This is a genomic window from Klebsiella sp. GG_Kp146, assembly GCF_040061975.1.
GTDB lineage: Bacteria > Pseudomonadota > Gammaproteobacteria > Enterobacterales > Enterobacteriaceae > Klebsiella > Klebsiella quasipneumoniae.
The window spans coordinates 240,874-258,509 of record NZ_JBEAHA010000002.1 but is presented as its reverse complement, the minus strand read 5'-3'; the positions used below and the strand labels follow the sequence as shown (position 1 = coordinate 258,509).

Annotated in this window: 17 protein-coding genes, 1 tRNA gene and 1 pseudogene; 9 read left to right on the top strand and 10 right to left on the bottom strand. The window is 59.2% G+C overall.

From position 1 onward, the window contains the following. The first annotated feature begins 77 nt into the window (after window positions 1–77). A tRNA-Gly gene (locus ABLU95_RS03570) sits at window positions 78–151 on the top strand. A 167-nt stretch (window positions 152–318) separates the two neighbouring features. On the opposite strand, the gene ABLU95_RS03565 is transcribed toward ABLU95_RS03570, so the two are convergent. Then, entirely contained in the window at window positions 319–1,707 is a 1,389-nt protein-coding gene (locus ABLU95_RS03565; RefSeq protein WP_348878895.1) for an MFS transporter, read from the bottom strand. Between the two features lie 129 nt (window positions 1,708–1,836). Between ABLU95_RS03565 and ABLU95_RS03560 the strand changes: the two genes are divergently transcribed. Beyond that, window positions 1,837–2,754, top strand: a complete 918-nt coding sequence (locus tag ABLU95_RS03560; RefSeq protein ID WP_241516355.1) for a LysR family transcriptional regulator — start codon at window positions 1,837–1,839, stop codon at window positions 2,752–2,754. A gap of 247 nt (window positions 2,755–3,001) precedes the next feature. Here ABLU95_RS03560 and ABLU95_RS03555 read toward each other — a convergent pair whose 3' ends face one another. The 4 genes from ABLU95_RS03555 to ABLU95_RS03540 are packed head-to-tail and all read right to left on the bottom strand — an operon-like array spanning window position 3,002 to window position 5,752. After that, window positions 3,002–3,805: a carboxymuconolactone decarboxylase family protein gene (locus tag ABLU95_RS03555; RefSeq protein WP_241516357.1), complete on the bottom strand. Its 804-nt coding sequence runs from the start codon at window positions 3,803–3,805 to the stop codon at window positions 3,002–3,004. A gap of 32 nt (window positions 3,806–3,837) precedes the next feature. Continuing rightward, on the bottom strand, window positions 3,838–4,857 hold the full coding sequence (locus ABLU95_RS03550) for an aldo/keto reductase (RefSeq protein WP_023290959.1): 1,020 nt from the start codon (window positions 4,855–4,857) through the stop codon (window positions 3,838–3,840). 20 nt (window positions 4,858–4,877) lie between these two features. Next, window positions 4,878–5,441, bottom strand: a complete 564-nt coding sequence (locus ABLU95_RS03545; protein ID WP_023290958.1) for an NAD(P)H-dependent oxidoreductase — start codon at window positions 5,439–5,441, stop codon at window positions 4,878–4,880. A 2-nt stretch (window positions 5,442–5,443) separates the two neighbouring features. Continuing rightward, entirely contained in the window at window positions 5,444–5,752 is a 309-nt protein-coding gene (locus ABLU95_RS03540; protein WP_023290957.1) for a hypothetical protein, read from the bottom strand. Between the two features lie 138 nt (window positions 5,753–5,890). Here ABLU95_RS03540 and ABLU95_RS03535 point away from each other — a divergent pair, with 138 nt between their 5' ends. Together ABLU95_RS03535 and ABLU95_RS03530 are read left to right on the top strand one after the other, a co-directional pair. Further along, the gene (locus ABLU95_RS03535) at window positions 5,891–6,790 is read left to right on the top strand and encodes a LysR family transcriptional regulator (protein ID WP_017899807.1); all 900 of its coding nucleotides are present in this window, start codon (window positions 5,891–5,893) and stop codon (window positions 6,788–6,790) included. Window positions 6,791–6,950: 160 nt separating this feature from the next. Then, entirely contained in the window at window positions 6,951–7,214 is a 264-nt protein-coding gene (locus ABLU95_RS03530; RefSeq protein ID WP_023290955.1) for a hypothetical protein, read from the top strand. A 3-nt stretch (window positions 7,215–7,217) separates the two neighbouring features. On the opposite strand, the gene ABLU95_RS03525 is transcribed toward ABLU95_RS03530, so the two are convergent. Both ABLU95_RS03525 and ABLU95_RS03520 read right to left on the bottom strand, forming a co-directional pair. After that, complete coding sequence (locus ABLU95_RS03525; protein WP_065883804.1) at window positions 7,218–7,790, bottom strand: DUF1349 domain-containing protein; 573 nt, start codon at window positions 7,788–7,790, stop codon at window positions 7,218–7,220. 18 nt (window positions 7,791–7,808) lie between these two features. Beyond that, window positions 7,809–8,102, bottom strand: coding sequence for a YciI family protein (locus ABLU95_RS03520; RefSeq protein ID WP_241516358.1), 294 nt, complete (start codon window positions 8,100–8,102; stop codon window positions 7,809–7,811). 217 nt (window positions 8,103–8,319) lie between these two features. Between ABLU95_RS03520 and ABLU95_RS03515 the strand changes: the two genes are divergently transcribed. From ABLU95_RS03515 to ABLU95_RS03495, 5 genes are all read left to right on the top strand, one after another. Then, on the top strand, window positions 8,320–8,649 hold the full coding sequence (locus ABLU95_RS03515; protein ID WP_087848602.1) for a metalloregulator ArsR/SmtB family transcription factor: 330 nt from the start codon (window positions 8,320–8,322) through the stop codon (window positions 8,647–8,649). 51 nt (window positions 8,650–8,700) lie between these two features. Beyond that, window positions 8,701–9,993, top strand: a complete 1,293-nt coding sequence (locus tag ABLU95_RS03510; protein ID WP_050533783.1) for an arsenic transporter — start codon at window positions 8,701–8,703, stop codon at window positions 9,991–9,993. A 9-nt stretch (window positions 9,994–10,002) separates the two neighbouring features. After that, window positions 10,003–10,425 (top strand): glutaredoxin-dependent arsenate reductase, encoded by a 423-nt coding sequence (arsC, locus tag ABLU95_RS03505; protein WP_032454017.1) that lies wholly within the window; start codon window positions 10,003–10,005, stop codon window positions 10,423–10,425. Window positions 10,426–10,898: 473 nt separating this feature from the next. Then, entirely contained in the window at window positions 10,899–12,452 is a 1,554-nt protein-coding gene (locus ABLU95_RS03500) for a peptide MFS transporter (protein ID WP_086074982.1), read from the top strand. A 184-nt stretch (window positions 12,453–12,636) separates the two neighbouring features. Then, complete coding sequence (locus ABLU95_RS03495; protein WP_004205347.1) at window positions 12,637–12,936, top strand: DUF1889 family protein; 300 nt, start codon at window positions 12,637–12,639, stop codon at window positions 12,934–12,936. Between the two features lie 249 nt (window positions 12,937–13,185). Here the strand turns inward: ABLU95_RS03495 and ABLU95_RS03490 are convergent, their stop codons facing one another. The 3 genes and pseudogenes from ABLU95_RS03490 to mdtN form a co-directional block, all read right to left on the bottom strand. Continuing rightward, window positions 13,186–14,634 carry an MdtP family multidrug efflux transporter outer membrane subunit gene (locus ABLU95_RS03490; protein WP_348878821.1) on the bottom strand — a complete coding sequence of 483 codons (1,449 nt, stop codon included), beginning with the start codon at window positions 14,632–14,634 and terminating at the stop codon, window positions 13,186–13,188. Continuing rightward, window positions 14,631–16,593 (bottom strand): annotated as a pseudogene (mdtO, locus tag ABLU95_RS03485) (multidrug efflux transporter permease subunit MdtO). Before mdtO ends, ABLU95_RS03490 begins: the two are co-directional and overlap by 4 nt. Before the next feature lie 12 nt (window positions 16,594–16,605). Next, complete coding sequence (mdtN, locus tag ABLU95_RS03480) at window positions 16,606–17,631, bottom strand: multidrug transporter subunit MdtN (RefSeq protein ID WP_152842030.1); 1,026 nt, start codon at window positions 17,629–17,631, stop codon at window positions 16,606–16,608. Window positions 17,632–17,636: the final 5 nt, after the last annotated feature.

Genomic DNA, 17,636 nt, shown 5'->3' with positions numbered 1-17,636 from the left:
GTTATTTTATCGCCAGTCAGCATCCGGCGGGCTTGTCACAGGGTGCGTAAGGGCTATAATGCTTCTCGCACCTCTTCGCGGGCGTAGTTCAATGGTAGAACGAGAGCTTCCCAAGCTCTATACGAGGGTTCGATTCCCTTCGCCCGCTCCAAACTCAAGTCTTCTGAAGTCTACCCAACTCAATTTTCCCTTGATAAATAAGAAGTTATAGCATTCTGTTAGTCTATTAAACTCCGACGGAGGACTCCTCTTTGGTTGCGGGATCGGCGTTTTGCGCTGCTGGCGCTGGAGTAGTAGCGTTTAGTGATATTTTCGCACTTATCCTGTTTCCGCAGGATGAGTGATTTTACGCAACCGGCTCGCGCTGACGACGACCGATACCGCAGAGGCCGCGGCGGCGCTCCACAGCGCAACATGAATTGACCTTTCATCTGCTGCCAGCAGAACGCCTACGGCGGCGGCTCCCAGGCACTGCCCGAAAGTGCGCATAATGGATAAAACTCCGGACGCATAACTCGCGTGCTCACGAATAACGTTTGAGAGCATTTCCCGGTTATTGGGACTCTGAAAGCAGCCAAACCCTATTCCGCACACCAGACTTCGCAGGCAGATATCCCACATTGGAGGGCTGGCGGGTAACGTCGCCAGCAGGATCAAACCGACGACAAATATCACCAGCCCCAGGGTGGATATCGCCGGGGCTGATATCGTGTCCGCCCAACGGCCTGCATGCGGCGCAATCAGCACGATCCCTAACGGCCACGGCGTAAACAGCAGGGCAGACACTACCGGACTGTAGCCGTATTCGCTCTGAAACAGGAAGGGTAGCGCAATAAAGGTGATCCCCTGGCTGACAAAAGCAACCATTGACGTGAAAGCCGCGAGGGTAAAACGTTCATTTTTAAACATGCTCGGCGGCAGTAAGGGATGACCCGTACGGCGGATTTGCCAGATAAAAGCCATGCCGCTCAGCGCAGCGAGAGCCATCCAGCAAACGCTGCCGAATTGAGAAGTAGCGTTCTGTAGGCTGTTCGCCGCCATGATCGTCGAACCCAACAGCAGCGCCGACAATATGGCGCCCACGGTGTCGAAGGGCGCCTGCATACGGATCGCATCCCGCGGCAGCGCTCTGACCGCCAGCAGTAAGGCGAGGGTGCCGGGAAGAACGTTTATCGCAAACAGCCATTGCCAGCTCAGGGTGTGAAGGATCGTACCGCCCAATACCGGGCTGATAGCGGAGCTGGAGGCAATGAGCAGGGCATGGAACCCCAGAATGCGGCCAAGTAAGCGTCCGGGAAATACGGACCTGAGTATTGCGGGGGCAATACTCAGCGTCGCCGCGCCGCCGATCCCCTGAAGCACGCGCATACCGATAAGCACTTCGGGCTTATTCGCCAGCGCGCAACCCAGTGATGTCAGGGTAAAGGTCGTCAGGCCCGCCAGAAATACGGGGCGATAACCCAGACGGGCCGCAAGCGCCGCGAATATCGCCAGCGTCATCGCAGCCGCCAGCAGATACCCGTTGGCGAACCAGACGGCAATACCGGCAGGTACCTGCAAATCCTGAGCCATTGAGGGCAGGGCAATGTTGATCATGGTGCCATCAAACACGCCCATTAAGGTGGTGGTCATTATTGCGGCCATCACCCGTGCGCGCGCCGGGCCAGGCAGTCCTTCGTCGCCGGGTTGGCTGGAAAAGAGCGTCATCATTTGTCCTCTGAGAAGAGTGTATGGATGACAAAACTATAAAGATGGCTTTTACCGGGCGGAAGGCGCACTATTTTCACTTTATTGTTGCATCAAACGCCTTATCTTAATGTGCTGGGAGAAAGGGGAATGTCTGATCCTGATTTTAATTTGCTGGTAGCACTCGACATATTGCTGAGTGAAGCGAGTGTCGCAGGTGCGGCACGTCGTCTGAACCTCAGCACCTCAGCCATGAGCCGGACATTAAGCAGGTTACGCGATGTTACAGGAGACCCGATCCTGGTGCGCGCCGGGCGTAACATGGTACTGACCCCGTGGGCCGAAGCGACCCGGGATCGCGCCAGGCGTGCAGTGCACGATGCCAGGGCGGTATTGCAGCCCTCAACTGAAACGTTCTGCGCGCGAAGTCTGGCGCGTCTTTTTACCATCAGGGCAAACGATGGTTTTGTGGTGGCGTTTGGGCCTGCGCTCATCGCAGCGGTTGCCGACGCCGCGCCGGATGTCTGTATACGCTTCGCGCCTAAGCCGGAAAAAACGTCGCGCTATCTTCGGGAAGGGCTGGTTGATCTGGAGATTGGAGTTCAGAGTAATATGGGGCCAGAAATACGGCTGCAACGACTGTTTGAGGATCGGTTTGTTGGCGTCGTGCGTAAAGGGCACCCGCTGGCTAAGCAGGCAGAAATAGGCGTGGGTGATTATGTCGCCTGGGGTCATGTGGTAGCGTCACCCGAGGGCGCGTTGCACGGATCCGTTGACGATGCGCTGGCCGAACTGGGGACAAAACGTAAAATTGCGAGCGTTGTACCGGGATTTCCGACAGCACTGTCCGTGGCGCTGGAATCGGATCTTATCGCCATGATACCCGCACTCTATTTACTCAATCAGCAGGTAACGGACCAGGTACACGTTTTCGAGCTGCCGTTCAAAAGCCGTCGTATTACGGTATCGCAGATGTGGCACCCAAGAATGGAACGCGACCCCGGTCACCGCTGGCTGAGAGAGCAAATTCTTGCGATATGCGGTGGGGGGAGGTCAGTCATGACCTGACCAAATAGACATGTCCGCGCTACCGTCTCGCCACAGCGATCGCTGCTTTCAAAGGATGAGACTCATGACGGCATACGGAACGGAAATTTTCTCAATGAGCGATGTGAACAGACTCACGATCGAAGTCTCCACGCGTCGATAGACCGTTTATGTCCTTTCCGCGAGATTTAATCGAAAGCCCTCGTGCTACCTTTAAGCTAACTATTAACGATAAAGAAAGGACAGCTTTCCTGTCCTTTATCCTTTTTTATTCAGCTTTGCTCTCGCGCGATCGCAACACTTCACCGACCACCGGGGCGGCGGTAAACGCATTTGGCCATCCCGCGTAGAACGCTGCCTGGGCGACCACTTCTCCGGCCTCTTCAGCCGAAAGCCCATTATCCATGGCCCTGTTTAGGTGGTAGCCAATCTGCGCGCTCTGTCCGGCGGCGATTAACGCGCTGACCGTCACCAGACTTCTGTCGCGGGGCGTAAGCGCGGGCCGTTGCCAGAGGTCGAGAAACAGCGGGTCGGCGGTAAATTTAACCAGGCCAGGCGAAATGGGGCCGACATTTTTCTCCACGGTATCTGCACGCTGTTTCTCTACCTGTTCATTGAGGGGCAGCAGCGTCGGCGAGGCGGAGGGAAGGGCCTCTGCCGTCACGCCCCTGGTTTCAAAGATGGCTTTCGCGACGCTGACGGCTGATATTGCATTGGGCCAACCTGAGTAGAACGCCAGATGGGTAATGATCTCTGATACTTCCGCTGGCGTCACGCCGCTATCGAGCGCGACGGCAATATAGTGCTTCAGCTCGCCTGGCTGGTTGCGGGCAATCAGCATCGCCATGGTCACAATGCTACGGTCGCGGGCGGACAGGGAGTCACGTTGCCAGAGGTCGTTGCTGATGGCCTCGCGGCCGAAGCGCGCCAGCGCCGGCGACACCGCTTGAATATCAGCGTCCGTAAGGGTAGAAGGGGTAATTTTCATCATAGCTTCATCTCTTTGTTCGTTGGCATAAGCAAAATCAGACAGCACAAGCGACAAGGCTGCCGCGGCAATCACGTTTTTCATATTTGCTCCTTTCCGATCCACAGGGCGGATCGTTAGCGCGTCCACACCTGAGGATGGTCTTTGGCTTGCGGCGTGTTTTGCGCCATCACGCCTGTGAGGAAGTGCGGCTGATAGGCTTCTTCCAGATAACGGATTTCTTCCGGGCTCAGTTGAAGGGCTACGGCGTTGACCGCACCGTCAACATGATGCTTTTGCGTGGCGCCGACCACCGGGGCGGTGACTTTAGTCAGCAGCCAGGCCAGCGAAATTTCGGTCATGGAGACCTGATGTCGTTCGGCAAGTTCAGCGACGCGGGCAATAATGATCCGATCCTGCTCTGCCGTGTCGTCGTATTTGCCCCGGGCATAATCATCTTCCATCGCTCGCCGCGTGTGGCCTTCTTGACGGGAGAGACGGCCGCTGGCCAGCGCGCTATAGGGGGTCATGGCGATACCCTCTTCCGCGCACAGCCCGAACAGCTCTCGTTCGTCTTCACGCATAATCAGGTTGTAGTGGCTCTGCACAGAAACAAAGGACGTCAGCCCTTCGCGTTCGGCAAGGGCGTTCGCCTTCGCCAGCTGCCAGGCATAACAATTGGAAATGCCAATCGCGCGCACCTTGCCGGCGGCGACAGCGGCATGCAGCGCCTCCAGCACGTCGATAACCGGGATGTTGTAATCCCAGATGTGGTAAATGTAGAGGTCGATGTAGTCCATCCCGAGGTTTCGCAGACTCTGGTCAAGCGAGCGGGTGATCGCCTGTTTTCCGCTGATCCCCTCGGCAATCTGGGCAGCGGTTCGTGGCAGAAACTTGGTGGCCAGCACCACATCCTCGCGTTTTGCCATCTCCCGCAGCGCCCGGCCAACGTACCGTTCGCTGGAGCCGTTCTGATAGGCGATGGCGGTATCGTAAAAATTGATGCCCTGTTCGAGACCGTAGCGGATGATGTCCCGGCTGGCTGTTTCGTCCAGCGTCCAGCGATGCTGACCCGTTGACGGATCGCCAAACCCCATACATCCCATGCAGATGCGGGAGACCATTAAGTCACTCTTCCCGAGCCGGGTATACTGCATCTTTATTTTCTCCCTTTGGGCTATTCCACCAGAGTTTTAAGCCGTGCGATCAGTCTGGCCGCGTGTTCCCGGGCACGCGTTTTTTGCTGAGCGATTTGGTCGGCATCCCGGTCGACGTAGCTAATGCCGCAGGTATAAACCGGCGCCAGCAGCTCAAGATTGCACAGCCTGGCCGTGGTCTCGAAGGGAAGGAGATACTCCTCAATGGCATGGCCAAAGAAACCCTCAGCGGTATAGAGCGTCTGTGGCGCTCCCGTGGTGAAGGAGAGGATCAGCTTTTTACCACCCAGTTTCGCCGTTGAACCATGGGCGAAGCCGTGGACAAAGACCTCGTCGAGCCACTGTTTCATTAACCCGGGCAGCCCATACCAGCTAAAGGGAAACTGCCAGACAATCACATCCGCCTGCAGCAGGCTTTCCTGCTCTGCGGCGATGTTGAATTTGCCGTCCGGATAGAGCCAGTCCAGACGACGGATTTCCGCATCAGGCAGGGCGGTCGCCAGCTCATCGAGGATGGTGGCGTTGGCGATGGAATGGTTAAGATCCGGATGCCCGGAAACGATAAGGATATGAGGCTTTCTCATCGTTACTCCTGAGGTTTAAATTCGGCAGAGAAGAGGTTTTCCCAGTTAATAAACGAGCCGAGTGGAATACACTCGAAGGTTAATAAACCCGCCTTCGCCAGCGGAAATTCGGCCATGACGTTATTCGCCTCTTCCACGGTGTCGCACTCGAGGAAAATAGCGACGCCGGGTCGGTCCTGACGGAAATAGATGTCGCGGATAAAGCCAGATTTATACAGCCCCCAGGCATGGAGGGCTTCCGCGGTAAGGTGCGGCGCATAGTGGTCCAGCGTTGCGCCGGGCGCGGGGATATCCAGACATAAAATTCGCATCGTTGTCTCCGGAAAGTCGTTATCAGCGGGAAGAGACAAAAGTATACGAGCCACAGGGAGTGAAGATTAGGCGGTCATTGACTTAAGAATATTTAGCCTGTACTTAATAATCAGGCGATACTGTCGCAAGGAGATGCTATGAATAACGCCCTTTATAATCAAATACGCATCTTTCAGAGCATTGCGCGCGAAGGCAATATCTCGGCCGCGGCGAGAAAATTAGAAATCACGCCGCCGTCTGTCAGCAATGCCCTTAAGCTGCTGGAGGAGCATATCGGTCATCCGCTTTTTGTGCGTACCACCCGGCGAATCGAGCTGACGGAAACCGGCCAACAGCTGCTGGAGCAAACCGCTGCGGCGGTCGAGGTTCTGGAAACATCGCTGGAGAGCCTCCGCGACCAGAATCGGGAACCCTCCGGGGCGGTGAGAATTACGCTCTCGCGCTTTGCCTACCTGCTTATTCTTAAACCGGCGATGGCGGCTTTCTGTCAGCAATACCCGGGGATCCAGCTGGAAATATCGGTCTATGACGGTACCGTCAATATCATTGAAGAACGATTCGACCTTGGGATCCGCTTTGGCGATATTCTCGAAGGCGGGGTGGTCGCCCGCCCGTTAATGAAACCGTTTCGCGAAGGGTTATATGCCTCCTCGACCTATCTGGCCGAATATGGCGTGCCTGAGTCGCCCGCCGATCTCAGCCATCACCGGCTGATTGGCTATCGCTTTATTACCAACCACCGCATCCTGCCGCTGATCCTCAATGACCACGGCGAGCAGCTCACCGTGGAGATGCCGGGGCAGTTAATTAGCAATGATATTGACGTCATGGCAGACGGTATCCGCCATGGACTGGGGATTGGCCGCTTGTTTGAACCTATCTGGCGGCTACAGCCCGATCGTGAACAGTTTCTACCGGTGATGGAGGACTACTGGAAAACCTATCCGCCGGTTTATCTCTATTACCCGAAAAACGCGGGTAAAACGAAAAGGGTGAAAGCCCTGATTGATTTTCTAATAGCGCATACCGCGGCATAAAGGCTATTTTGCGTGCGAAATGTCTGAAGGCGCCGGCCCTGTCTTTCCCTCTGCCTTAACCCTATACTCCATGCGGATAAGGCGGTTTTTTATCGCGGTGCAACGGCTTATCCCATCGTCAACGCGATGGGCGGGGAATTTCACTAAGGGAGAGGCAGCAATGGGCAGACGCTTAATGGTCTGTGTGTTCGCGCTGGTGGCGTTTTCAGCCACTGCAGCGCATGGTCATCACGGCCAGTCGGTAATATCGGGCGCCGACGGCGGCAACGGTTCGGACGGCGGCAGTAGCGATAATTCCTCGGGTCGGGCAGGGTGCCCGGGCGGCACCGATCCCGATAAGCACGGCCATTTTTACCTGCCCGGCACCCGCGAACCCTGCAATCCTGGCCCCCAGGATGCAGAGAAAGTCGGGTCTTCCCACTAGCGTTCAGCTCAGATCGTGCAGCGCTTTGTCCAGCGGTGGGGAAAGTTGAATATCCAAAAAGGCAACCGCCAGTCCGCCGCGCTCCGGTGAGCAGCACATGACGCCGGCTTTCACCGGGCCTGGTGGAAAGTAGCCGAGCCGCAGCAGCGGCCATCGCTCGCCGTCGGTCGAATACTGCAGCCTTAACGCATCGCCCTTGCGGGTCAGCCGCAGCCAGAAGGTGCGCGGGTCGCCGGGGAAAAGCCCGGTGGCCCAGTCGGAGTGGGTTAGCGTCAGCACGCTGCCGATGGCCGGGGCATCGTCATTAAACTCAATCCCCGCCTTCAGCCAGGTCTGCTCGTCCGCCATCATCATCAGCCCGGCCTGGTCGTAAAGCGTGGTGAAATCCGCACAGATTTTTGCCTGCAGGGTAAAATCGCCCTCCACCTCAGCGGCATAAAGATGGCCGGAGAAGCGCTTGAAGCCATACCAGGTATGACGCCAGAAATCGGTATGCTTATCGGTGACCACCGTCAGGCCGTCGGCATCGCGGCGCCACTCGGCAGGTTCATTGATCCAGTGAAAGGATGGCTGCATGTTTCCTCCGGGACAGGCTTATAACAGCGACTGCAGTGCGGGGGACGCCATGCTGGCCTCAAAGGGGATAATCTCCGTATGGGCGAGACCCAGCTGCTGGAAGGGATCCTGGCTCAGACGCGCTTCCAGAATTTCCCGGCTGTCGCATGTCGCCAGAATCACCCCGCCGGTGCGGGGAATACGGCGGCCGGAGATGAGAAAGAGGCCGTCAGCATAGCCTTTTTTGAGCCATTCGACGTGGGCGGGGATCGCGCTGTCAATCTCTTCGAGCGGTTTTATATACGTTAAAACAACCACATAAATCGTACTCATCCTGAAAACCCTGTCAATCCGATGGGATCTTCAGCCTGACATATTTCGATGATGGTTAAAAGAAAACGCGGCATTTTTGCGTGCTATTGAGCAGGAGGCACATGTTGCAATGGTATGGAGATTTATCGCGGCTGTAAAAAACACATATGTTTTTTCGAATGCATATTGATCTTTGTTCGTGGTCCCGTATGCTGTCCGTCACGCTTGAGGAGAAACCATGTCTTTATTGCCCCTGCAACTGTTCAAAAACCTCGCCGATGAAACCCGGCTGGGGATCGTGCTGTTGCTCAAGGCGCGGGGAGAGCTGTGCGTGTGCGATCTCTGTACGGCGCTCGCCCAGTCCCAGCCCAAGATCTCCCGCCATCTGGCAATGCTGCGGGAGAGCGGGCTGCTGCGGGATCGAAAACAGGGTAAGTGGGTCCATTATCGCCTCTCTCCGCAGATGCCGGCCTGGGCGGCGCAGGTGATTGAGCAGGCCTGGCTAAGTCAGCAGGACGATGTGCGGCTGATGGTCAGCAGACTGACTGACGGGCCGGGTTGTCGGTAAAAAATTTATCTTAACATATATGATTTTTCGAATGTGATTGGTGGGGGAACGATGTTGCTGGCAGGTGCGATTTTTGTCCTGACCCTGGTGCTGGTGATCTGGCAGCCGCGGGGGTTAGGGATCGGCTGGAGCGCGGCCTTTGGCGCGGCGCTGGCGCTGGTCACCGGTGGAGTACAGATAGCCGATATCCCGGTGGTGTGGCATATCGTCTGGAATGCCACCGCCACGTTTATCGCCGTGATCATTATCAGCCTGCTGCTCGACGAGTCCGGCTTTTTTGAATGGGCCGCGCTACACGTTTCCCGCTGGGGAAGAGGGCGGGGTCGTCTGCTGTTTACCTGGATTATCCTGCTCGGTGCGGCGGTGGCGGCGCTGTTTGCCAACGACGGCGCGGCGCTGATCCTCACGCCCATCGTAATTGCTATGCTGCGGGCGCTGGGTTTCAGTAAGGGAACGATGCTGGCCTTTGTCATGGCAGCCGGGTTTATTGCCGATACCGCCAGCCTGCCGCTGGTGGTGTCGAATCTGGTGAATATCGTTTCGGCAGATTTCTTTGCCATTGGCTTCAGGGAGTACGCTTCGGTGATGGTGCCGGTCGATCTCGCGGCGATCCTCTCCACCCTGGCGATGCTGCACCTGTTCTTTCGCAAGGATATCCCGCCGGCCTGGGATATGGCGTTACTGAAAGCGCCGGCCACGGCGATAAAAGATACGGCGACGTTCCGCACCGGCTGGGGCGTGCTGCTGCTGTTGCTGGTCGGCTTTTTCGTTCTTGACCCGCTGGGGATCCCGGTCAGCGCCATCGCGGCGCCGGGAGCGGGGATCCTGTTTGCTGTCGCGAAGCGCGGGCGGGTGATAAACACCGGCAAGGTGCTGCGCGGCGCCCCATGGCAGATTGTGATCTTCTCGCTGGGGATGTATCTGGTGGTGTATGGCCTGCGAAACGCCGGATTAACGGATTATCTGACCACGGTGCTGAACATGCTGGCGGAGCGCGGGCTCTGGGCCGCAACGCTGGGCACCGGTATCCTGTCGGCCTTCCTCTCTTCGATCATGAATAATATGCCCAGCGTGCTGGTCGGCGCCTTGTCGATTGATGGCAGCGCGGCAACAGGGACGATCAAAGAGGCCATGATATATGCCAACGTCATCGGCTGCGATCTGGGGCCCAAAATCACGCCGATTGGTAGCCTGGCCACGCTGCTCTGGCTGCATGTGCTGACGCAGAAGCACATTACCATCGGTTGGGGGTATTATTTCCGCTGCGGCATCATCATGACCCTGCCGGTGCTGCTGGTAACGCTGGCCGCGCTGGCGCTGCGTCTCTCCTTCAATCAGCCATGAGAACGTGCTATGAGCATCACCATTTACCATAACCCTGAATGCGGCACCTCGCGTAATACCCTGGCGCTGATCCGCAACAGCGGCGCTGAGCCCACCATTATTTATTATCTGGAGACGCCGCCGTCGCGCGATGAGCTGCGCCAGCTGATCGCCGCGATGGCGATCCCGGTGCGGGCGCTGCTGCGGCAAAACGTCGAACCCTACGATGCGCTGGGCCTGGCGGAAGACCGGTTTACAGATGACCAGTTAATCGACTTTATGCTCCAGCATCCGATCCTGATCAACCGTCCGATCGTGGTGACGCCGCGGGGCACCCGGCTCTGCCGCCCGTCAGAGGTGGTGCTAGAGATCCTGACGGCGCCGCAAAAAGGCGCCTTCGTGAAGGAAGACGGTGAGCGCGTCATTGATCGGACGGGGCAGCGTGTGAAATAGCGCGCAAAATGGCGCCGGCTGTAGCAGCCGGCAAGCCATGTGCATCCTGCCTCGCGGGAGGCTCTCCGGGTGTGAAGCACTTGGATGGCTGAACAATATTCTCCCTTAGCGCTATTTCTGCCTCCTCAGGCCCGTTTCCCTTACTTTTCCTGTCGTTATATGCCCTGCCTGCATCGACGGTTTTTGTCCTTGGTTACTCAATCAACTTACTGTTTTTAATAAATAAAATTATGTATTCTTTACAATGGCATAATGTCAACGCCGTTTGCGCTTTTGCGAACATTAAATCTATAAAACTAGATGTTTGTCGACTTTTCATCTAAAAAGGGAAGGCAAGGGGCTGGACAAAACCACTGCATGGTTATGAAATGGTTAAAAATGCTCGTTCCTGATGTTAAGACAAACAAATTATAAATCGTCAGCCCGCTTTATACGGTTAACTTGCGCTGCGGTGCACCTTATCTGGAGAATTTATGCATTCCTCTGTTAATAAAAACGAAAGCCGTACCTTTTTCGGCCATCCTTATCCGCTGGGCTCCCTGTTCTTCACCGAAATGTGGGAGCGCTTCTCGTTTTACGGCATCCGCCCCTTACTGATCCTGTTTATGGCGGCGACGGTTTACGACGGCGGAATGGGGCTGGCGCGGGAGAACGCCTCGGCGATCGTCGGGATTTTTGCCGGCAGTATGTATCTGGCCGCGCTGCCGGGCGGCTGGCTGGCGGATAACTGGCTTGGCCAGCAGCGCGCTGTCTGGTACGGCTCGATTCTGATCGCCCTCGGGCACCTGTCGATCGCCCTGTCGGCATGGCTGGGCAACGACCTGTTCTTTATCGGCCTGATGTTTATCGTCCTCGGTTCCGGGTTGTTTAAAACCTGTATCTCGGTGATGGTCGGCACTCTGTATAAAAAAGGCGACGCGCGCCGCGACGGCGGTTTCTCGCTGTTCTACATGGGGATCAACATCGGCTCGTTTATCGCGCCTTTGATCTCCGGCTGGCTGATTAAATCCCATGGCTGGCACTGGGGCTTCGGCATCGGGGGGATCGGGATGCTGGTGGCGCTGATCATTTTCCGTGTCTTTGCCGTGCCGTCGATGAAGCGCTATGACGCAGAGGTCGGCCTCGATTCCACCTGGAACAGCCCGGTGGCGAAAAAGAATGGCGTTGGGGCGTGGCTGCTGGCGCTGGCGCTGGGAGTGGCTGTGGTGGTCACGCTCATTAGCCTGGGCACGATCGTGATTAACCCGGTGGCGGTGGCCAGCGTGCTGGTCTATGTGATTGCCGCTTCCGTAGCGCTCTATTTCATCTGGCTGTTCGTCTTCGCCGGCCTGAACCGGAAAGAGCGGGCGCGCCTGCTGGTGTGCTTTATTTTGCTGGTCTCGGCGGCCTTTTTCTGGTCGGCATTTGAACAGAAACCGACCTCATTCAACCTGTTTGCTAACGACTATACCAACCGGATGATCGGCGATTTTGAGATCCCCGCGGTCTGGTTCCAGTCGATTAACGCCTTATTTATCATTCTCCTCGCCCCGGTATTCAGCTGGGCGTGGCCAGCGCTGGCGCGTAAAAACGTTCGTCCGGGCAGCATGACCAAATTCGTCATTGGCATCCTGTGCGCGGCGGCGGGCTTTGGCCTGATGATGCTGGCGGCGCAGAACGTCCTAAACAACGGCGGGGCCGGTGTGTCGCCGCTGTGGCTGGTGGGGAGCATCCTGATGCTGACGCTCGGCGAACTGTGCCTGAGTCCGATTGGTCTGGCGACCATGACCCTGCTGGCGCCGGAGAGAATGCGCGGCCAGATGATGGGGCTGTGGTTCTGCGCCAGCGCGCTGGGTAACCTGGCGGCGGGCCTGATTGGCGGTCACGTGAAGGCCGATCAGCTGTCGCTGCTGCCGGACCTCTTCGCCCGCTGCTCCATCGCGCTGCTGATCTGCGCCGCCGTGCTGGCCGTGCTGATTGTCCCGGTCCGCCGGATGCTGGAGAACAGTCAGTCCAGCGGTGCGCAAAAATCCGTCAGCAACGCCTGACGCGATCCCCAGGCCGGTCCCGCGGGACCGGCTTGTTTTTTGTCCAACCCCCGCCCCGGCAGTGCAAAATCCCCTTTTCTGAATGCGCGATGTCCCATAACGTGAGCGTGTTCTTTGAAATCACGTCGCTTTCCGGTCCATAGTGTAGTCAGGTTTACTATGTGGTTAATATAAGGACACACCTATGCCAGCAGTCATTGATAAAGCATTGGATTTCATTGGTGGTATGAATACGTCTGAGCCAGTACCACAGTCTATGGATGAAAGTACCGCGAAGGGAATTCTCAAATATTTGAAAGAGCTGGGCGTGCCAGCCAGCCCGGCCGACGTCGCTGAGCGCGGTCAGCAGCAAGGCTGGAGCGCCGGGTTTACCGACAAAGTGGCGGAGTGGGCTGAACGGGTCGCCGCCGGCGAACGGCTGGTGATTAAGCATCCGGAATTCTTTTCCACCTACATGCGGGAAGAACTGCGCGCCCTGGTGTAATCGCCGCGCATGAACCCCGCGTCTTCTGTTTAATGCCTTCCCCACCGGGGAAGGCATTCTGGCTGATCACAAACCTGTTTATTATTGTGCCCGTATTTCTGCCGGGTGGCGGCTTTCGCCTTACCCGGCCTACGAAAGAGGACAATATCAAACCGCTATGCGGTTGGCCGTAGGCCCGCGCAAGCGCAGCGCCGCCGGGCAATCCCTGAAGACGGTTTAATGCCTTCCCCACCGGGGAAGGCATTTTTGTTACTGGCCGCGGTAGCCGCCGCCCAGGGCTTTGATCAGGGTAATGTCGGTGCTCAACCGCTGGGCCTCAATATCCAGCAGCAACAGCTGCTGGGCAAGGACCGCCCGCCGGGCCTCTTCGGCGGCGTAGCGGCTGAGCAGGCCGCGCTGATAATGGGCGCGAGCGCTGTCGGTGGTGGTCTGCGCCGCGGTGACCTTCAGCTGCTGCAGCGCGCGCTGCTGATTCAGATCGTTAAGCTGGCTGGAGCTGATGGCGACATCGCGAACCGCGTCCAGCACCGCCTGGTTGTACTGTTTGATCAGAATATTGCTGGCGGTGCGCACCGACTGCAGATTGGCGTTCAGACGACCGCCGTCGAAGATCGGCAGATAGAGCCCAGGCAGCAAGTTGATCTGCTGGAAAGAGGACTTAAACAGATCCCCGACGCTCAGGGCGTTATAACCCCAGAACGCTTTGATATCAAAATGGGGATAAAACGCCGCCTTCGCCGCATCGACCTGGCTCAGGGAGGCGGTCACATACCCGCGCAGCGCCTGCAGGTCCGGGCGGCGGGCCAGCAGCTCGAAAGAGAGCGACGGCGGCAGCGTCTCCTGGAGCGCAGGCAGCGCCACCGGATGGATCGCCGGCATGCTTTGCGCATCGGCGCCGATCAGCGCCCGCAGGGTTTCACGATACTGGGTCAGCGTCCCCTCGGCGCTGATGATCTGCTGGCGGGCGGCGAGCTGCTCGGCCTGGGCGTTGGCCACATCCACGCTGTCTTCCACGCCGCGTTGGGTCCGATGCTCGTGGGCCGCCACCGAGAACTGGGCAATATTCTCTAGGTCCTGCAGCAGCGCGATTTTCTGGAACGTCGCCTGCATGGCGAAATAGAGCTGCGCCACGCTGCTGGCGATGTCGAGCTCAATGCCGGCGGTCTCCGCCAGCCGGGCGTTTTTCTCGCCAATGGCGGCGGCGACCCGGGCGCGATCGGCTCCCCAGAGATCGATATTCAGCTGCGCCCCGACGCCAACGGTGTTCAGCGTATACCAGGGACCGTTCTTATCCACCGGCAGGGAGTAGGAGTAGGGCCAGCTAAAGGATTTGTCGGTGATCCGCAGGCGGTTTTGCGCCGCGACGGCGGTGGCCTGCAGGCCCATCGCCGACTGGGCGAGTTCCACCGTGGACTGCGACTGAGAGATGCGCAGCCGGGCGGCCTGCATGGTCGGCGAGTTCTGCAGCGCCCGGTTGATCAGCATATTGAGCTGAGGATCCTCATAGGCCTCCCACCAGCGGGCTGCCGGCCAGTCGCTATTCGCCAGGTGGATCACCTGCGCCAGCTGGACCTGCTGCGGATTGACGATGGCGACCTGGGCTGGCTCGTCCTGGATCAGCGCGCAGCCGCTGAGCAGCGTCAGCGTCAGGGTAAGGAGAGTGCCGCGCAGCCGCGCGGAGAAAGGAAGGATCATCATGACGTTTTAGCCTGTTGCTCAGTCGCTATCGGTGTCGGGCCCCAGTCGGGCAGGGCGGCCAGCGCGGCGGCCAGCGCCGGGCCAAAGGGGTTAGTCAGGTCGGCGGCCAGCTGCTCGGCAGGCGCTGTCGCCTCCTGTTCGATACGTTCGGCGTAGCGCCGCAGCTGTTCGGCGCAGCGGGTCAGGGTCGGGTCTCCCGGCGCGGCGTTGAGCCGGTACCCTTCGCTAAGGCGGGCGATCTCCTCGGCCCGGGCGAGGGTGGCGCGCATCGGCCAGTCTTTCGCCTGGGGCCAGGGGTGGGCATACGTACCCAGCGGTTCGGCGCGAACCCGATGGATCAGCGCTTCGCTGTCGGTGAAGGCGACAAACAGAGGGGCCAGCGGCACCGCATCGTGCGGGGCGGCGAGGCAGTCCGCCAGCCGGCGATAGAGTCCGGCGAGGCGCGATTTCAGCTGCGGCGCTTCGCTGTCCGGCCAGAGATACAAATGGACAATGGAGGAGACCAGCACCCCGAGCAGAATGCCCAGCACCCGGTCCCGCAGCTCGGTGAGGTTTGTCAGCGGACCAAACCAGCTGAGGAAGGCCAGCGCAAAAGTGAAACCAATCTGGATCCCGGCGTAGGCGATACGCTCCGAGCCGGCGGCAATCCAGGCCGCCAGCGCCATCACCGGCAGGGACATCGCCAGCAGCCCCGACAGCGAGTCGGTCCAGGGCTGGACAAAGACGATTAACAGCAGCGCCAGCAGAGTGGCGAGCAGCGCGCCGCCGATGCGCAGCCACGTCTTCTGCATCGTGGCGCCCAGCCCGGGCTGGGCGACGATCACGCAGCTCAGCATAATGGTGTGCAGCCCCTGCCAGTCGGCAGCGGTATAGAAGACATAGCAGATTAGCGTCGCCAGCAGGGTCTTGAGCGCAAAATGGAGATACGCCGGGTTGCGCCAGGCGTCCGGCGCCAGCAGAGGCGGTTTTTCCACCTCGCCCTGCGGCAGGGCCACCGGCTCACCCTGGGCCAACTGCTGCAGAAGGGCAGCCATCTCCTGCAGAACGGCGCGATTGGCGCCGCGGCCGCTGAGCGCCAGGGGGGGAATGGCGCCGTCAAACGGCCCCTCGCTAAGGGCGCTCTTCAGCTGCAGTACCGCCTGCGACAGCAGCAGGCGATCGTCGCTATCGGCCTCGTCCGCTTGCAGCAGCGCCGCCAGCTGGTAGCAGCGCAGGGTGGCGGCCAGCCGCGAGCGCCAGGCCTGCGGATCGGCGGCGATCTCCGGCGTCGCCCGGCAGGCCTGGGCGAACAGCGACTGCAGCTGGTTGAACTGCGCGGCGGTCTCGCCGAAGGTCGGTGGCGTTTCTCCGCCCGGGGTGGGCGGGCGGGGGGGGGGCGGGGGCCGCCCGCCGGCCGCCCACCGACTGCAGCATCTCCGCCAGACGCGCCTTAAACTGGTTGCCGGGAAAGGCCTGCTGAAAACAGGCGTTGACCAGCAGGGTGACAAGGATCGCGGTGTTAATCGCCACCCACAGCCAGAGCAGCAGCCGCACCAGGATCTCGCTCTGGCTGGTCATCGACGGGAAGGTTTGGGCGTAAATCACCGCCAGCGCCACCACGAAAAAGGCCAGTCCCAGCTTGCCCAGCACCCGCATCAGATAGATGGCGCAGAAAAAGAGCGCCACGGAGGCCGCCAGGCGGATCAGCGGGTAGTCATAGGTCCACTTGATGATCAGCAGCACGCCGCCGAGCGCCACGCTGACGGTGACAAAAAAGACCACGCTGACTAACTTAATCATCAACACGTTAGGCTGGCTGACGTAGAACACGACGATCAGCGCGACGGCCAGGAAGGGGATCTGCAGGGTCATGAACAGGGTGATGAGCACCGCACAGCTCAGCGTCAGGCGCAGCGTGTAGCTGGCGCGTCCCGGCGCGTCGCGCAGTTCCTGGCGTAAAAAATGGGCGAGAGGAAACATCGCGTCGCCCGGCTACGGCTGCAGCACGGCGCTGGCCGAGGCGCCCATGCGGAACAGAGCCGGATCGGGATCGCTGACGGCGATTTTCACCGGGAAGCGCTGCGAGACGTGGACCCAGTTAATGCTTTTCTGGATCAGCGGCAGGCCTTCGATGACGCTCCCGCCTTCGGGCAGGACCCCGGAGCCGACCGAATCCACCACCCCGCTAAAGGTCCGGTTGTGGTTGGTCATCACGGTGATCCGCGCCGCCACGCCGGGGCGCACGTTGTTCAGATCGGTCTCGCGGAAGTTCGCGATCACATACCAGCGGTCGTCATCCAGCAGGGTGAATACCGGCTTCAGCGCCGAGGCGTACTGGCCGACGGTGGTTTTCAGCGCCACTACCACGCCGTTGAACGGCGCGCGCACTTCGGTAAATTCCAGATGCAGTTCGGCGAGGGCGATTTGCGCCAGGATCCCGGCGCGTTGCGCCACCATGGCATCCACGCCGGTCACGGCCGCTGAGGCCTGTCTGGCCTGCAGCAGCGTGGCTTCCAGCTCCGCCCGCGCCGCTTTCTCGGCGGTGCGCGCCTGATCGAGATCTTCCTGCGAGGCAAACCCCTGCGGCACCAGCGGTTCAAGGCGGATGCGCGTGGAGGTGGTCTGCTTGACCAGCGCTCTGGCGCGCTCGACGGCGGCCGCTACCGACTGGGCGTTATACTCCTGCGCTTTGATGGTGCGCTGGGTCAGCATAATCTGCGCGTCGAGGGTCGTCAGCCTGGCTTTCGCGTCATCGAGCATCGCCTGATAGGGACGGGGGTCGATGCGGAACAGCAGATCGCCTTTTTTCACCCGCTGGTTATCGCGGATGGGCATCTCCACGATGCGTCCGCTGACCTCGGGCACCACATCGATGGTATCGGCATAGACATAGGCGTCATTGGTCTCCGGCGACGTTTGCAGCTGCCAGATAACCAGGATCAGCGCCAGGATGGCGGCGAGGACCAGCGCCAGCAGAGGCCATTTCTTGCGTAACAGGGGAGTGCGGGAAGTAGTCATAAGCG

Coding starts and splice junctions, on each gene's coding strand:
- ABLU95_RS03565 (WP_348878895.1), bottom strand. CDS start 1,707: ATGACGCTCTTTTCCAGCCAACCCGGCGACGAAGGACTGCCTGGCCCG.
- ABLU95_RS03560 (WP_241516355.1), top strand. CDS start 1,837: ATGTCTGATCCTGATTTTAATTTGCTGGTAGCACTCGACATATTGCTG.
- ABLU95_RS03555 (WP_241516357.1), bottom strand. CDS start 3,805: ATGAAAAACGTGATTGCCGCGGCAGCCTTGTCGCTTGTGCTGTCTGAT.
- ABLU95_RS03550 (WP_023290959.1), bottom strand. CDS start 4,857: ATGCAGTATACCCGGCTCGGGAAGAGTGACTTAATGGTCTCCCGCATC.
- ABLU95_RS03545 (WP_023290958.1), bottom strand. CDS start 5,441: ATGAGAAAGCCTCATATCCTTATCGTTTCCGGGCATCCGGATCTTAAC.
- ABLU95_RS03540 (WP_023290957.1), bottom strand. CDS start 5,752: ATGCGAATTTTATGTCTGGATATCCCCGCGCCCGGCGCAACGCTGGAC.
- ABLU95_RS03535 (WP_017899807.1), top strand. CDS start 5,891: ATGAATAACGCCCTTTATAATCAAATACGCATCTTTCAGAGCATTGCG.
- ABLU95_RS03530 (WP_023290955.1), top strand. CDS start 6,951: ATGGGCAGACGCTTAATGGTCTGTGTGTTCGCGCTGGTGGCGTTTTCA.
- ABLU95_RS03525 (WP_065883804.1), bottom strand. CDS start 7,790: ATGCAGCCATCCTTTCACTGGATCAATGAACCTGCCGAGTGGCGCCGC.
- ABLU95_RS03520 (WP_241516358.1), bottom strand. CDS start 8,102: ATGAGTACGATTTATGTGGTTGTTTTAACGTATATAAAACCGCTCGAA.
- ABLU95_RS03515 (WP_087848602.1), top strand. CDS start 8,320: ATGTCTTTATTGCCCCTGCAACTGTTCAAAAACCTCGCCGATGAAACC.
- ABLU95_RS03510 (WP_050533783.1), top strand. CDS start 8,701: ATGTTGCTGGCAGGTGCGATTTTTGTCCTGACCCTGGTGCTGGTGATC.
- arsC (WP_032454017.1), top strand. CDS start 10,003: ATGAGCATCACCATTTACCATAACCCTGAATGCGGCACCTCGCGTAAT.
- ABLU95_RS03500 (WP_086074982.1), top strand. CDS start 10,899: ATGCATTCCTCTGTTAATAAAAACGAAAGCCGTACCTTTTTCGGCCAT.
- ABLU95_RS03495 (WP_004205347.1), top strand. CDS start 12,637: ATGCCAGCAGTCATTGATAAAGCATTGGATTTCATTGGTGGTATGAAT.
- ABLU95_RS03490 (WP_348878821.1), bottom strand. CDS start 14,634: ATGATGATCCTTCCTTTCTCCGCGCGGCTGCGCGGCACTCTCCTTACC.
- mdtN (WP_152842030.1), bottom strand. CDS start 17,631: ATGACTACTTCCCGCACTCCCCTGTTACGCAAGAAATGGCCTCTGCTG.